17 protein-coding genes are annotated in these 14,453 nt (G+C 69.4%); 7 read left to right on the forward strand and 10 right to left on the reverse strand.

What is annotated here, in order from left to right; translation table 11 throughout:
* Positions 1–358: 358 nt before the first annotated feature.
* Positions 359–1,738, reverse strand: a complete 1,380-nt coding sequence (gene lpdA / locus AB0L65_RS48625; protein ID WP_364261130.1) for a dihydrolipoyl dehydrogenase — start codon at positions 1,736–1,738, stop codon at positions 359–361.
* A 20-nt stretch (positions 1,739–1,758) separates the two neighbouring features.
* Entirely contained in the window at positions 1,759–2,133 is a 375-nt protein-coding gene (locus AB0L65_RS48630) for a tautomerase family protein (RefSeq protein WP_364261133.1), read from the reverse strand.
* A gap of 18 nt (positions 2,134–2,151) precedes the next feature.
* Between AB0L65_RS48630 and AB0L65_RS48635 the strand changes: the two genes are divergently transcribed.
* From AB0L65_RS48635 to AB0L65_RS48645, 3 genes are read left to right on the forward strand one after another with little or no spacing between them, the layout of a single operon-like run.
* Positions 2,152–2,802 (forward strand): response regulator transcription factor, encoded by a 651-nt coding sequence (locus AB0L65_RS48635; RefSeq protein ID WP_364261136.1) that lies wholly within the window; start codon positions 2,152–2,154, stop codon positions 2,800–2,802.
* A gap of 6 nt (positions 2,803–2,808) precedes the next feature.
* Positions 2,809–3,861 (forward strand): quinone-dependent dihydroorotate dehydrogenase, encoded by a 1,053-nt coding sequence (locus tag AB0L65_RS48640; protein WP_364261139.1) that lies wholly within the window; start codon positions 2,809–2,811, stop codon positions 3,859–3,861.
* A 19-nt stretch (positions 3,862–3,880) separates the two neighbouring features.
* Positions 3,881–4,435, forward strand: coding sequence for a GNAT family N-acetyltransferase (locus AB0L65_RS48645; RefSeq protein WP_364261142.1), 555 nt, complete (start codon positions 3,881–3,883; stop codon positions 4,433–4,435).
* A 1-nt stretch (position 4,436) separates the two neighbouring features.
* On the opposite strand, the gene AB0L65_RS48650 is transcribed toward AB0L65_RS48645, so the two are convergent.
* From AB0L65_RS48650 to AB0L65_RS48665, 4 genes are all read right to left on the reverse strand, one after another.
* Positions 4,437–6,026 carry a beta-N-acetylhexosaminidase gene (locus tag AB0L65_RS48650; protein WP_364261145.1) on the reverse strand — a complete coding sequence of 530 codons (1,590 nt, stop codon included), beginning with the start codon at positions 6,024–6,026 and terminating at the stop codon, positions 4,437–4,439.
* Positions 6,023–6,880 carry an N-acetylmuramoyl-L-alanine amidase gene (locus tag AB0L65_RS48655; protein WP_364261148.1) on the reverse strand — a complete coding sequence of 286 codons (858 nt, stop codon included), beginning with the start codon at positions 6,878–6,880 and terminating at the stop codon, positions 6,023–6,025. The genes AB0L65_RS48650 and AB0L65_RS48655 overlap by 4 nt, the downstream gene beginning before the upstream one ends.
* A gap of 97 nt (positions 6,881–6,977) precedes the next feature.
* Entirely contained in the window at positions 6,978–7,226 is a 249-nt protein-coding gene (locus tag AB0L65_RS48660) for a hypothetical protein (RefSeq protein WP_185069048.1), read from the reverse strand.
* Positions 7,227–7,441: 215 nt separating this feature from the next.
* Positions 7,442–8,491 carry a LacI family DNA-binding transcriptional regulator gene (locus AB0L65_RS48665; RefSeq protein ID WP_350737465.1) on the reverse strand — a complete coding sequence of 350 codons (1,050 nt, stop codon included), beginning with the start codon at positions 8,489–8,491 and terminating at the stop codon, positions 7,442–7,444.
* Positions 8,492–8,638: 147 nt separating this feature from the next.
* On the opposite strand from AB0L65_RS48665, the gene AB0L65_RS48670 reads away from it, so the two are divergent.
* On the forward strand, positions 8,639–9,289 hold the full coding sequence (locus tag AB0L65_RS48670; protein ID WP_364261151.1) for a TetR/AcrR family transcriptional regulator: 651 nt from the start codon (positions 8,639–8,641) through the stop codon (positions 9,287–9,289).
* 171 nt (positions 9,290–9,460) lie between these two features.
* On the opposite strand, the gene bldC is transcribed toward AB0L65_RS48670, so the two are convergent.
* Positions 9,461–9,664 (reverse strand): developmental transcriptional regulator BldC, encoded by a 204-nt coding sequence (gene bldC, locus AB0L65_RS48675; RefSeq protein WP_013133571.1) that lies wholly within the window; start codon positions 9,662–9,664, stop codon positions 9,461–9,463.
* Positions 9,665–9,986: 322 nt separating this feature from the next.
* Entirely contained in the window at positions 9,987–10,850 is an 864-nt protein-coding gene (locus AB0L65_RS48680) for a hypothetical protein (RefSeq protein WP_350737470.1), read from the reverse strand.
* Positions 10,851–10,957: 107 nt separating this feature from the next.
* Between AB0L65_RS48680 and AB0L65_RS48685 the strand changes: the two genes are divergently transcribed.
* Complete coding sequence (locus AB0L65_RS48685; protein WP_364261154.1) at positions 10,958–12,037, forward strand: Glu/Leu/Phe/Val dehydrogenase; 1,080 nt, start codon at positions 10,958–10,960, stop codon at positions 12,035–12,037.
* 152 nt (positions 12,038–12,189) lie between these two features.
* Positions 12,190–12,420: a DUF3073 domain-containing protein gene (locus AB0L65_RS48690; protein ID WP_350737475.1), complete on the forward strand. Its 231-nt coding sequence runs from the start codon at positions 12,190–12,192 to the stop codon at positions 12,418–12,420.
* Between the two features lie 89 nt (positions 12,421–12,509).
* Here the strand turns inward: AB0L65_RS48690 and AB0L65_RS48695 are convergent, their stop codons facing one another.
* Complete coding sequence (locus tag AB0L65_RS48695) at positions 12,510–13,343, reverse strand: alpha/beta hydrolase (protein ID WP_364261157.1); 834 nt, start codon at positions 13,341–13,343, stop codon at positions 12,510–12,512.
* An 85-nt stretch (positions 13,344–13,428) separates the two neighbouring features.
* Here AB0L65_RS48695 and AB0L65_RS48700 point away from each other — a divergent pair, with 85 nt between their 5' ends.
* Positions 13,429–13,986, forward strand: a complete 558-nt coding sequence (locus AB0L65_RS48700; RefSeq protein ID WP_364261160.1) for an ABATE domain-containing protein — start codon at positions 13,429–13,431, stop codon at positions 13,984–13,986.
* Here AB0L65_RS48700 and AB0L65_RS48705 read toward each other — a convergent pair.
* Entirely contained in the window at positions 13,971–14,438 is a 468-nt protein-coding gene (locus AB0L65_RS48705) for an anthrone oxygenase family protein (RefSeq protein WP_364261163.1), read from the reverse strand. The two genes, AB0L65_RS48700 and AB0L65_RS48705, sit on opposite strands and share 16 nt — an antisense overlap.
* Between the last annotated feature and the right edge of the window lie 15 nt (positions 14,439–14,453).

The raw sequence follows: 14,453 nt of genomic DNA on the forward strand, positions 1-14,453 counted from the left end.
ATCCATGCCACCGGCGTGGACAGGCGCTGGTGGGTCTCTTGTCTGGCCCCCATGTCTTCGAGTTTCCGCTCCACGGCCGACGACGCACCTGTGGGAACACGGCCCAGGGCCGGCAGGCCACCTCGCCGGGGATCGGGGCGAAGCCCCGATCCCTATGGAGACAGCCCGAGCGCCGGCGAGGACCGCTCGGGGCGGGCTCCAGCAGGCCAACCCGGTAATCGCGCAACGGGTGGGCGCCGGCGAGCGCAGCGAGCGGGGGGTTCCCGGGGTCGAAGGGGCGGAGCCCCTGGGAGGCAGGGCCCGAGCACTCGCATGGCACGAGTGCCTCCGGATGTGAGGACCTTGCTTTCCCGGGCGGTCACATGTTGATCATGTGGCCGGCGAGGCCGTGGATCGCTTCCTTGACCGCTTCCCCGAGTGTCGGGTGCGCGTGGACGTTGCGGGCGACCTCGTGCACGGTCAGGTCCCACTGCTGGGCCAGGGTCAGCTCCGGCAGCAGTTCGGTGACCTCGGGCCCGATCAGGTGGGCGCCGAGCAGCTCGCCGTGCGTGTTGTCGCTGATGATCTTGACGAAGCCGGCCGAGTCGCCCAGGCCGTGCGCCTTGCCGTTGGCCGTGAAGGGGAACTTCGCCACCTTCACGTCGTAGCCCAGGTCGCGCGCCTGCGCCTCGGTGTAGCCGAAGCTGGCCACCTGCGGCTGGCAGTACGTGGCCCGCGGGATCATCACGTAGTCGAGCTCCATGGTCTCCGCGTCGGCGATCGTCTCGGCGGCGATGATGCCCATGGACTCCGCGGCGTGCGCCAGCATCAGCTTGGCGGTGACGTCGCCGATGGCGAAGATGTGCGGCACGTTCGTACGGCAGCGCCCGTCGACCGCGATGGCGCCCCGGTCGGTCAGCGCCACGCCCGTCTTCTCCAGGCCGTAGCCCTCGACGCGCGGCTGGAACCCGATGGCCTGCAGCACCTTGTCGGCCTCGAGCACCCGGGTCTCGCCGCCGCGGGTGACGGTGACCTTGACGGAGGCGCCGGTGTCCTCGATGGCGTCCACGCGGGTCGAGGTCAGCACCTCGATGCCGAGCCGCTTGTAGCGCTTGGCAAGCTCGGCCGACACCTCCTCGTCCTCCAGCGGCACCACCCGGTCGAGGAACTCCACGATCGTCACCTTGACGCCGTAGTTGTGCAGCACGTACGCGAACTCCACCCCGATGGCGCCCGCACCCGCGATGATGATGCTCTCCGGCAGCTCCTCGGTGAGGATCTGCTCCTCGTACGTCACCACACGCTCGGAAAGCCGCGTGCCCGGGATCAGCCGGGTGGTCGCGCCCGCCGCGATGATGCAGTGGGAGAACGTGATCGTCTCGCCGTTCACCTGGATCGTGTTCGCGTCCAGGAACGTGCCGCGGCCGTCGTACTCCGTGATGGCGTTCTTCTTCATCAGGTAGTGAACGCCCTTGACCCGACCGTCGGCCACCTTGCGGCTGCGCTGGAAGGCCGCCCCGTAGTCGAAGGTGACCTGGCCGCTGATGCCGAACGTCTTGGCCTCGTTGTTGAAGATGTGGGCCAGTTCGGCGTTGCGCAGCAGCGCCTTGGACGGGATGCAGCCCACGTTCAGGCAGACGCCACCCCAGTACTTCTCCTCGACGACCGCAGCGCGCAGTCCGAGCTGGGCGGCGCGGACGGCGGCCGTATACCCTCCGGGACCCGCGCCGAGAACGACGACGTCATAGTGAGTGCTCATGAGTCGGACCATACCGTCAGCTAGACCTCGACCTTGTACGAGAGGGTGAGCTCGTCGGCGGGCACCCCGCGGATCCCCCAGTTCACCCTGGGCATCTCGATGATCGTGATCTCCACGTCCTCGGGCTCGTAGCCGGATTTGTCGTAGATCTCCCTGATCAGCGCCCGCTTGGCGTCGTCGCTGCGCCCGGTGAAGCAGATCACCTCGATGATGAGGTATTGGTCACTGCGCCCAGGGCAGACGAAGTCGTCCTCCTCCAGCAGCAGGAACCGGTGGAACCGCTTCTCCGGCGGCACACCCCAGGCGCTCACCAGGCACGACTGCACCAGATCGGAGATCTCCCGCTGCCGCCCGGCCCACACGTCCCTGCGCCCGTACACCTTCACCTGTGCCATATCGGCAATATAGAGGGCGTGATCCGCGTACTCCTGGCCGACGACGAGGCCATGATCCGGGCCGGGGTCAAGGCCATCCTCGCCTCCGACCCGTCGCTGGAGGTGGTGGCCGAGGCCGGGGACGGCAGGCAGGCCGTCGACCTGGCCATCAGCCACCGCCCCGACGTGGCGCTGCTCGACATCCGCATGCCCAGGCTCGACGGCCTGGGGGCGGCGAGCGAGATGCGCCGGGTCGCGCCGGGCACGGCCGTGGTGATGCTGACCACATTCGGGGAGGACGACTACATCGCCAAGGCGCTCGACATCGGGGCGAGCGGGTTCCTGCTCAAGTCGGGCGATCCGCGTGAGCTGATCGCCGGGATCCACGCGGTGGCCGACGGGGCCGCGTACCTGTCGCCCAGGGTCGCCCAGCGGGTGATCGCCCACTTCGCGGGCGGAAAGATGACCAAGAGGGCGCAGGCCCGCGACCGCGTCGGCCCGCTCACCGACCGGGAGCGCGAGGTGCTCGCCCTGGTCGGCGCGGGCATGTCCAACGCCGAGATCGCCCGTGAGCTGCACATCGTCGAGGGCACGGTGAAGGCGTACGTGAGCGCCATCCTCACCAGACTCGGCGTGCGCAACCGCGTGCAGGCCGCAATCATCGCCCACGAGGCCGGATTGGTAGCCTGACGCGTGATGTATCGCCTCGTGTTCACGCAGGTCTTGCGGCGTTTCGACGCCGAGGCCGTGCACCATCAGACCGTGAGCGCCCTCGCGCTCCTCGCAAAGCTGCCCGTGGTCAAGCGGCTGCTCTACCGCACGCTCGCGCCCCGCGACCCGGCCCTGCGGGTGACCGCGTTCGGTGTGCACTTCCCTGGTCCGCTGGGCCTTGCCGCCGGGTTCGACAAGGACGCCGCGTGCGCCGAGGGCATCGCCGCGCTCGGCTTCGGCCACGTCGAGGTCGGCACGATCACCGCGCACGCCCAGCCGGGCAACCCGCGCCCGCGCCTGTTCAGGCTGGTGGGAGAGCGCGCGGTGATCAACCGGATGGGCTTCAACAACGCCGGGGCGGCCGCCGCCGCCCGCAGGCTGCGCCGTGCCCGGGGCGTCCCCGTCGTGGTCGGGGTGAACATCGGCAAGACCAAGGTGGTGCCCGAGTCGGAGGCCGTGGCCGACTACGTGGCCAGTGCCAAGGAGCTCGCGCCGCTGGCCGACTACCTGGTGGTCAACGTCAGCTCGCCCAACACCCCGGGGCTGCGCAACCTCCAGGCGGTCTCGCTGCTGCGGCCGCTGCTCACGGCGGTCAAGAAGGTCGCGGACGGCACGCCCCGCCCCACTCCGCTGCTGGTGAAAATCGCGCCCGACCTCGCGGACGAGGACGTGGACGCGGTCGCCGACCTGGCGCTGGAGCTGGGCCTGGACGGCATCATCGCCACCAACACCACGATCAGGCACGACGGCGAGACCGGCGGGCTGTCGGGCCGCCCGCTCAAGGGCCGCTCGCTGGAGGTGCTCAGGCGCCTGCGCGCCAGGGTCGGCGACCGGCTCACGCTGGTGTCGGTCGGCGGCGTGGAGGACGTGGACGACGTCTGGGAGCGCCTGCTCGCCGGGGCCACCCTGGTCCAGGGTTACACGGGCTGGATCTACGGCGGCCCGTTCTGGGCCTCGCGCATCCACCGTCAGCTCTCCAGGCGCGTGCGCCGCCACGGCCTCAAGTCCATCACGGACGCTATCGGCCGTACCGCCTGAATCCCTTATCGTGGGGCGAATGATCGAAGAGGTACCACTAGCGGACGGCATCACCCTGCGCCCGGCCGCCGAGCAGGACATCGAGGCCCTGGTACGCGCCTACGACCGCAACCGCGACCACCTCAAGCGGTGGGAGCCCCGCAGGCCCGACGAGTTCTTCACCCTGGAAGGACAGGCCAAGCGGCTCAAGGGCCTGCTCGAAGATCAGGCGCAGGGCCGGGCGATGGCGTGGGTGCTCGCGGACGGCGAGGAGATCGTGGGCCGCGCGACGCTCAGCGGCATCGTCCGCGGCCCCTGGCTGAGCGCCGACCTCGGTTACTGGGTGGACGGTGGCTACATCGGGCGCGGCCTGGCCACCGGCACCGTGCGGGAGGTGTGCCGGATGGCCGACGAGGAGCTGCGGCTGCACCGGATCGCGGCCAGCGTCCTGCTCGACAACGCGGCCTCGCAGAACGTGCTGGTCAAGACCGGCTTCGAGCCGTACGGCACCGCCGAGCGCTACCTCGAGATCGACGGCAGGTGGCAGACCTGCCGCCTCTTCCAGCGCATCCTCAACGACCGCCCGGCCTTCTGAGTCACACGCTGGGGCGGGTCGACTCCGCGTCGTGCGTCATGCCTTCGATGTGGGCCATCGCCTCCTGGACGCGCAACACGCCCGGCCGGTGCGGGCGCCGCCGCTGCCACGGGTGCGGCCCCGCCGGCGGGCGGTACTCCACCCCGAGCGCGTCCAGCCGCCCCAGGTGCTCCTCCAGCCGTCCCTCGAAGCCGTCGGCGGGACCGGCCCACGCGATCTCCGCCAGCGCGCACGCCCGCGGCCACAGGCGGTAGTCGACCGTGCGGGCGTCGGGCACGCGCTCGGTCCAGAGCTGCGCCTGGGCCCCCAGGACCCGGGCACGCTCCTCCTCCGTCCACGAGGCCGGCGCCGGGTCGAAGGCGGCCACGTCCGAGACTGTGGTGGCGTCGCCGATGGCCATGGGCTCGTCCGCCGAGGAAGCCTCCGCGTAGTCGAAGTACAGCGGGAACACCGGGGTCGCCACAACGTCGTGCCCGGCCGCGGCGGCCCGGCGGCCCACCCCCATGCCCCGCCACGGCATGACCACGGTGTCCTCCCGCAGCCCGCCGCTGACGAACGCCTCGTCCCACACCACGGCCCGCGCGCCCCGCTCGGCCAGCGCGTCCGCGAGTCGCCGCAGGAACCACGCCTGCAGGTCGTTGGAGGTGGCCAGCCCGAGCGAGTCGCGGTACGCGGTGATCTCGGCGGACTCGCCCCAATGGTCCAGCACGACCTCGTCACCGCCGATATGCACGTAGGGCGTCTCGCCCAGCGCCCCGATCAGCTCGTCGAAGATCGTGGTCAGGAACTCGACGGTCGGCGGCAGCGGCGACAGGATCGCCGAGGAGATGCCCCACCGGTCGAGCACGTCGTACCGCTCCCCGGTGGCCCCGAGCGACGGGTACGCCGCCAGGATCGCCGACGCGTGCCCGGGCACGTCGATCTCGGGGACGACCGTGACGCACCGGGCACGGGCGTAGGCGCCGATCTCGGCCAGGTCGTCGAGCGTGTAGTAGCCCCCGTGCGGCAGGTCGTCGTACGTGTCCGGCTCCCGCCAGTAGTTGGACGCCGTACGCGGCCGGTGCGAGGAGACCTCGTGCAGCAGCGGGTACGCCCTGCTCTCCACCCGCCACCCCTGGTCGTCCACCAGGTGCAGGTGGAGACGGTTGAGCTTGTGCGTCGCCATCAGGTCGAGCAGGCGGAAGATCTCCCGCTTGGGGAAGAAGTGCCGCGCCACGTCCAGGTGCAGCCCGCGCCAGGCGAAGCGCGGCGCGTCCTCGATCCGCACCCCTGGAACGGGCCACGAGGCCCCGGTGGAGAACCGGTAGGAGGCGGCGGGCAGCAACTGGTGCAGCGACTGCGCCGCGTAGAAGGCCCCGGCCCGCCCGCCGGCCACGATCTCCACGCCCCGCGAACCCACCGTCAGCCGGTACGCCTCCTCGCCGAGCGCCGGATCCCGCCGGACGTCGATCTCACCGGCGTCGCCGGGCCGCAGGTCGAGCCGCGGGAGCGCGAGGCGTACGGCGTCCACCAGGTCGCCGGACACGGTCGCGCCCGAGGTCAGCTCGAAGGAACCGGAAAGATCGCTGAGCAGCTCTGGGCGAGGAATCATGTTTCGAGATAGTGCTGCAATCCGTTCGCCAGCGCCAGCGCGATCTTCTGCCGGAAGCCGGGATCCTGGAACTTGGCCGCCTCGGCGGCGTTGCGCATGTTGCCGCACTCGATGAAGATCTTCGGCACCGTCGACAGGTTGAGGCCGCCGAGGTCGTTGCGGTAGTCGAGCGCGTTGCGGCCGATGTAGGTGGAGTACGGCAGGCCCGTGCCCTTGGCGAACGCGTTGCGCACGTCGATGCCGAGCCTGCTGGAGGCGCCCACGACCTTGTCCACGGGGCCGTTGATCTTCTTCGGCATGATGACGTGGAAGCCGTGGTTGGCCGGGGCCGCGCCGTCGCCGTGGATGGAGATCGCCGCGTCGGCGCGGGCCTTGTTGCCGATCGCTGCCCGCTGGGTGATGCACGGGCCCACGCCGTCGTTGTTCGTCCTGGTCAGCTTGACCGTGGCCCCACGGGATTCGAGGATCTTGACGAGCCGCTTGGAGACGTCGAAGGAGAAGGCGGCCTCGGTGTAGCCGCTGTTGGTCTGGGTGCCCGTCGTGTCGCAGGGCTTCCACTTGGTCAGCACGTTGACCTTGCGGTTGACGGCCGCGGGGTCGCGGTAGTTGCCGCCGTTGTGGCCCGGGTCGATCACGACGACCTTGCCCTCCAGGGGCTTGGCGTCGGGCGGGGACTGCTTGGCGGAAGTCCGCTTGGCGGGAGTCTGCTCGGAGGGAGTCTGCTCGGCGGCGGTCTGCTCCGCGCTGGTCGCGGGAGCGGCCTGACCTGCCGCGGCGCCACCGGTGCCGGTGCCGCCACACGCGGAGGCGATCAGGCCGCAAACGACGAGAGCTGAGGCTGGCAGAGCACGCATGGCATCCAACTTACGGCACGCCCGGAGCTCAAGCCCTTCTTATGCCAACTACGGCGAGTGGCGGGGAATCCTACATCCTGGCCGGGCCCCTAGCCCCTCACCAGACACGCTCACCGATCTCCTGGCGCTCCAGCAGGGCGGCCAGCTCCCGCGCGTCCTCGGCGTCGAGCCCGAGGACGACGCGGGGCCGGCCCCACGGGTGGTCGAGGGAGTGGGCGACGTAACTGGCGACCGACTCAGCGGCGCCGTCGACGCCCCGCCCCCTCCCCGCCCGCCAGTGGCCCCAGGCGCGCTCGAGCTCGGCCGCCGCGCGCTGGGCGCAAGACACTAGTTCCGGATCACGCATGACTGTTCCCCCGGATCAGATCGTGGCCGGATCGAATCCGGCCACAAATAGCATGACCCTGACGAGTAAACAGCCGCGCGGCCACGTCTCCGCGCGGCTTGACCCAGCCTTGAGCCTTTGCGAACAAGAAACCTGCTCCAGCAGACTGCCGCTCTACCGTCGTGCGCGCGATCCTCGCCACAGCGGCAGTCGGCTTTGCAGATTTCTTATTCGTCTCAGGCGGGACCCGTGCTTCGTCGCACGATCAGCTCAGGGCGGATCTCGCGCAGTCGCGAGACCTTCGCGGGGTCCCCGATCCGGTCGCTCAGCAGCGCCGCCGCCGACCTTCCCATGGTGCGCCGGGGCTGGTCGACCGAGGTGAGCGAGATGTGGTGGGAGGCCGACAGGTGCGTGTTGTCGTAGCCGACCACCGAGAGGTCTTGCGGGACTCGCAGGCCCAGGTCGCTGGCGGCCGAGAGCACGCCGAGCGCGACCACGTCATTGGCGGCGAAGATCGCCGTGGGCCTGGGGTCGCGGGTGAGCAGCGCCGTTGCCGCCTCCCTGCCACCCTCCTCGGTCGAGTCCGCGGCCTCGACCATGATGTACGGCGCCAGCGAGTGCCTGCGCATGGCCACGAGGTAGCCCTCGCAGCGCGACGAGCGCCGGCCCTCGATGTGCGCGATGCGCTTGTGGCCGAGTTCGACCAGGTGGTCGATGGCCAGGCGAGCGCCGAGCTGGTCGTCGTCGACCACGATGTCGACTCCGTCGAGCTCGATGTCACGTTCCCCTACGACGACGGTCGGGGTGTAGGCGGTGGCCTCGATCAGCGTCTCGCTGGTCGGCGCGATGCCCAGGAGGACCAGCCCGTCCACCCTGAGCTCGAGGAAGGCCTCGACGGCCTCGTCCTCGAACGCCGGGTCCCACTGGCTGTTCCCTATGAGCATGCGCAGGCCGTCGCCGTGCAGGCTCTCCTGCAGACCGTCGAGGAACTCCGCGTAGAACGGATTGTGCAGGTCGGCGACGAGCGCGCCCACCAGATGCGTACGGCCTTCGACCAGGCTTCGCGCGACCGCGTTCGGCCGGTAGCCGAGTTCGCGGGCGGCCTGCAGCACGGCCTGGCGCCGGTGCTCGCTCACGTGCGGGGATCCGCGCAGCACGAGAGAGACCAGCGATTTCGAGACGCCGGCTCGTTCGGCGACGTTGCGGATGGTCGGTCTGGGCCGAGGCAGTGTGTCTACCTCTCTGAGCTCGGTAATGGTTGAAGTGTTGACGGGCGGTCCTGACATGTGTCTCCCCCGCGATGCGGATATGGGCACCTGTCTCACCAAACGATCGAGTTCGCGGCAGGGTACGGCCTTCTCACTCTTTGACTCAGGGAATCGTCGCGGGTTAACCCGGGGAACGGGCGGCACGGCGTCGGCTACTGTGCAGGTGTGACACCCGGGAAGTCAGCCGAGACGGCACGGCCGGCGCGGCGCAGGCTCAGTGTCGACCGGCGTCGCGAGGAGCTGATGGCGGCCGCGCTCGAGCTGTTCAGCACCCGTGACGCGGAAGACGTCTCGATCGACGACGTGGCCTCGGCGGCGGGCGCTTCGCGGGCCCTGGTCTACCACTACTTCGGTGGCAAGCAGGAGCTCTACGTGGCCGCGCTGAGGAGCGCGGCGGAGCAGCTGGAGTCCCGGCTTCGCCCCCATGAGGGCGGCCGGCCGCTGGAAGAGCTGGCCTCCGGGCTCAGGCGCTACTTCGACTTCGTCGAGGAGCACGCGGCCGGGTTCGCCGCGTTGCTGCGCGGGGGGCCCGCCAACCGGGCGGGCGAGATCGGCGAGATCGTCGACGGCGTACGCCAGCGTCTCTTCCGCCTCATCCTGAAGCAGATGCGGGTCGATGAGGCCAGCCCGGTGCTGCGCACGACCCTGCGCTCATGGATCGCCTCCGTGGAGACGGCCGGCCTCGACTGGCTCGAGCACCGTGACATAGAGCGACCGACGCTGGAAAAGATGCTCGTCGATCACATGGTCGCGCTGCTCGGCGTGGCCGCCGCCTACGACGGCGCCGTGGCCACGCTGTTGGAACGACTCGCGTAATTCGCCTCACTGCGTGAGGCGGCTCGGTCGCTCAGATCCGTTGCGGAGAGAAGGATGGCGCCGGGCGGGCGGCGCCAACTCTCCCATGCGACGTTGTGTCGCCACGACGGTGGACCAGGCCGTCGGCCTGGCTCACCCTCAACCCCCCTGAGGATCCGTGACGACCCTCACTTACTCCGAGCGCTGCTGCGGAATCCCCGCGAGCAGTGCCCGGACCTCGGTCTCCCGGTAACGCCGATGACCGCCGAGGGTTCGAATCGACGTCAACTTACCCGCCTTGGCCCACCGCGTAACGGTCTTGGGGTCGACCCTGAACATGGTCGCGACCTCAGCGGGCGTGAGCAGTGGCTCGGCCTCGGGTGTACGAGCTGACATTTGTGCGGCCTCTCCTCCGTGTGGACCGGCTTAGCGATCCTGTGACTGCCTTTGCGCGTGTCACGGATGTCCCCCTATGGCACAGAGCGTGCGGCTTTTCTGAGCCATATGCGGCATCACCCGATGTGACCATACCGCCACGCAGAGCGATTGGCGAGCCCTTCTTTGACCCAACTGCCCGCCCCCGCGGCGATGTCACGCTCGGTGATTCTAGCGACACGGTTCGTGGTATCGCAGTGAAAACGGCAAACTACTCAGTTCGCAGAAGAGAGCAGCCGGGAGACGTGACCTACTCATGCAGGTCAGACGGTCGTATTGAGCCTCAGTTGGCAGATTCCAGCTGTTGCATTGACTTCCACCGGAGGATCACCCTCTGGTACATGGCGTAGGCAAGTTCTTCTTGACCCGTGTCCAGGCCCGTCAGGGCGCCCGCCAGCTCCGCCACCGACTGGTCCGCCTGCAACGCGTCGTCGTCCATGAGGTGGACGAGGCCGCCGTAGTCGAGCTCCACCAGCGAGTGCGGGTGGAACTCCTCCAGCCACCTGGCGACGTCCTCCACGTCGAAGTTGGCCGCCACGTCGCCCAGGTGCCTGCGCAGCACGTTGAGCGCCCTGGCCGCCCGCCTCCTGGCCTGCGCCATGGAGGTGACGTAGATGAGGTTGCGTCCGGTAGCGGTCGTCACGTCCTGTCCCGGGTTGGCGGAGCCGAGCACCAGCCAGCGCTCGTTCCCATCAAACGGCACGAACCACGATGGCGGCACATGCCACGCCGTGGTGCGAATGTGCGTACGCAACGCGGACGAACCGGCCTGCCGCTTGTACCGGTCGAAGTCGTCCGCCACCTGGTCCGCGATCGCCTTGGGCACCAGATGGTCCATCAGCTTCACAGGAGTGGTGCCACGCAGCCTTGAGAACGCCAGCCACGAGCGCAAACGGCTTTGCCAGGGACAGACATAGAGACGGTCCTCAACACGCCGCAGATAGGCGTTGGGGCTCTCCTGGGCGGGAACGGGTTGAGGGGGCATACCGAGAAGGCGCATGACCGACTCTCCGTGCTCCGCATTGAGCGCGTTCGCGCGGCGCGGGCGGTCCCGTGAGTCGGCGTAGTCGGCCCACACCTTGCGCTCGGGTTCGGCGAACGCGGTCAGTGGCTCATAGACGCGGAGGTAGGCGGCATAGGGCAGCACGGAGGCATCGTGTCATGAAGCGAACCTGCGTGCACCGTTGTGGCTTACTACGCTGTGAGGTGATCTCCGTCGCAAAGGTGCGGCGGACCGGACAGGGAGTCACTACCGTGACCGACGTCTTCGGTTCGTCCCAAAAGGACGTCCACGAGCAGGTCGTGTTCTGCGCCGACGAGCAGAGCGGCCTGCGTGCCATCATCGCCATCCACAACACGGCCCTGGGCCCTGGGCTGGGAGGCACCCGCTTCTATCCGTACGAGAGCGAGAGCGCGGCCCTGGCCGACGTGCTCAACCTCGCCAAGGGCATGTCCTACAAGAACGCGCTGGCCGGGCTCGACCTGGGCGGCGGCAAGGCCGTCATCATCGGCGACCCGGCCCACGACAAGAACGAGGCGCTGCTGCGCGCGTACGGGAGGTTCGTGCAGTCGCTCGGCGGGCGCTACATCACGGCCTGCGACGTGGGCACCTACAGCGAGGACATGGACGTCATCGCCCGCGAGTCACGCTTCGTGACCGGCCGCTCGCCGGCCTACGGCGGGGCGGGGGATTCCTCCATCCTCACGGCGTACGGGGTGTTCCAGGGCATGCGGGCCTCGGCCGAGCGCGTGTACGGCACTCCGTCGCTGCACGGCAGGCGCGTCGGCGTCGAAGGGGTCGGCAAGGTGGGCCACCGCCTGGTCGAGCTCCTGCGCGAGGACGGCGCCGAGGTCGTGATCTGCGACGTCGCCCCCAAAGCCGTCGAGCGGGTGCGCCTGCGCCACCCGGAGGTCGACGTGGTGGCCGACGCGGCCGAGCTGAGCGGATCCGACATCGACGTGTTCGCGCCGTGCGCGCTGGGCGGCGCCCTCGACGACGCGACGGTCGCCAGGCTCCGGGCGAGGATCGTCTGCGGCGGGGCCAACAACCAGCTCGCCCACCCCGGGGTCGAGAAGCAACTCGCCGAGCGCGGCATCCTCTACGCGCCCGACTATGTCGTCAATTCGGGAGGCGTGATCCAGGTCGCGGACGAGATCGAGGGCTTCGACATGGAACGAGCCAGATCGAAGGCCACCCAGATCTACGACACGACCCTGAAGATCTTCCAAATCGCTGCCGATGAGGGCGTTCCGCCCGCTGTCGCAGCGGATAGGCTAGCCGAGCGCAGAATGTCGGAAGTCGGGCGTATTAGGGGCATTTGGCTGGGCCGCTGACGGCCCACGCCCATACGACGTACCGAGCTGGGCACAAAACAGGTACGGTAATAGGCGAACGATAGGCTGACGCCCAAAGAGACGCGGCGTCAGTGTGTGGTGCGTTAGCGACGAGGGGGTCGGGGACGACCCCACACGAGGGGGTCGAGCCAATGGGGCGCGGCCGAGCAAAGGCCAAGCAGGTCAAGGTTGCTCGCCAGCTGAAGTACAACAGCGGTGGCACGGATCTTGACCGTCTTCGCGATGAACTCGGGGTCGGAGACTCCAGCAGCAATGACGACGCCGACGACCTCAACGATGAGCTGGCGGATCGCTATGCCGATTACGCCGATGACTATGGCGCCGGAGACGACGAAGACGACCGTCCTCCCGGCCGTCGATAGCCGTTCCTGGTTGACGTGACGAGGACCGGCGCCCGCGCCGGATTCTCGTTCACGCTCGTCGGGCCCCACGGGTAACCGTGGGGCTTTCGTCACGTGGTCGTCTTTTCCAGGAAGTCCGCGATGACCGGCGCGATGTCCGGGAGCTTCTCCTCCAGCGCGAAGTGCCCGGTGTCGAAGACGTGCACCTCCGCCTCGGGCACGTCCCGCCGGTACGCGTGGGCGCCCGCCTCCAGGAAGATCGCGTCTCCCCGCCCCCAGAGCACCAGCGTGGGCGGGCGGTGCAGGCGTAGCCATGCCTGCCAGGCCGGGTAGCGCGCGAGGTTCCCGGCGTAGTCGCGGGCGAGGGCCAGCTGCGCTTCCTTGCGTCCCGGCAGGTCCAGGAAGTGCTGGTCGAGCGTCCATCCGTCGGGCGCCACGAGTGCCGGGTCCACTGTGCCGTCCTCGTACTGGCCGCGGGTGAACGGCAGCGTGAACAGCTCGCCGGACGGCGCCTTGACGGCCTGGCGCGCCACCTCGGACAGCCCTTCGTCGTACGCGTTGGCGTTCTGCACGATGAGCCCCGCGATCCACTCGGGATGCCGCTCGGCCACCCGGAACCCGACGGGCCCGCCGAAGTCGAACGCGTACAGCACGAACGGCCCGAGCCCGATCGCCCGCACGAACCCCTCGACGACGTCGGCCAGCCGGTCGAAGGAGTACGCGAAACCGTCGGGGGTCCGCGTGTGCCCGAATCCGGGATAGTCGGGCGCGATCACCCGATAGCGGCTGCCCAGGGCGTCCATGAGCCGCCGGTACTGGTGCGACGCGGACGGGAACCCGTGCAGCAACAGCAGCGGGACCCCGCCTTCCGGCCCCGCCTCCCGGTAGAAGACCTCGACCCCCTCGACGTCCACGAACCCGTGCCTGATGTGGGGAATCCGCATCTCACATGCCTCTTTCTTGCGAAGACGCATTAGTTATAGACCGAATGGCACTAATGGGTCAACTCATGGATGTAGCATTAGCGGCATGGAGTTGCTGACGGGTGAGCCCCTGGCCCTGGACCTGGTCAACACACGGTCCCGCGACCACGACGCCCTGGACCGGTCCGCCGACTTCGGCGACTGGCTGGCCAGGCAGTCGGACCGCCTCACCCTGCCCGGCGGGCCCTTCCCGGCCGCCGACCTGGCCGCCGTCCGCCGGCTGCGCGGTCACGTGGAGGCGGCCCTGGACGCCGCCCGCCAGGCCGTCCCCGCGCCGCCCGACTCGATCGCGGCGATCAACGAGGCCCTGCGGCTCTCCCCGCCGTACCCTCGGCTGGAGGCCCGGGGAGTCGTCTTCACGAGCGTCGCGCGGCGGGACGGCACGGATGTGGACCGCCTGCTCACGCAGCTCGCCGAGGCGGCCGTGGAGCTGCTGACGGACCCCAACGTGGGCAAGGTCCGCTCCTGCGAGGCACCCGACTGCCGGATGCTCTTCCTCCCGGCCCACCCCCGCCGCCGCTGGTGCTCACCGACGCTCTGCGGCAACCGGATCCGCGTCGCCCGCTACTACCAGCGGCACAAGCCGGATCACTCCCAGACGTAGAGCGCGGCGCCCAGGAGGACGACGGTGAGCGCGCAGGCCCAGCCGCGCACGGTGTTGAAGCGGGTCCAGCGGGGCAGGTAGCCGGCCCAGTCGACCTCGCCCGCGTCGATCGCGTTGTTCAGCGGGACGTTGACCGCTCCCGTCACCATGATCGAGCCGGCGAAGGCGACGACGGCCCCCGCGACGGCCAGGATGCCCGGCAGGCTGCCGGGTCCGGCCACGAACAGCAGGATCCCGGCGACCAGCGCGAGGATCGGCGCCAGCGTGAACGTGGACAGGAACGCCGGATTGAGGATCTTCTGGTTGATGCTCCGCATGACGGCTGCCGCCTGCTCCTTGTCGACGGCGTCGAGGCCCGGCATCACCGACGTCGAGAACGCGAAGTAGACCCCTGCCATGAGGCCGTTGAGCACGAGCGCGAGGATCACCGCGACGGCCGCGAGTACGTCCATGTGGCAATGATCCCG

The sequence above is a fragment of the Nonomuraea sp. NPDC052116 genome (genome assembly GCF_040680035.1).
Taxonomy (GTDB): domain Bacteria; phylum Actinomycetota; class Actinomycetes; order Streptosporangiales; family Streptosporangiaceae; genus Nonomuraea; species Nonomuraea angiospora_A.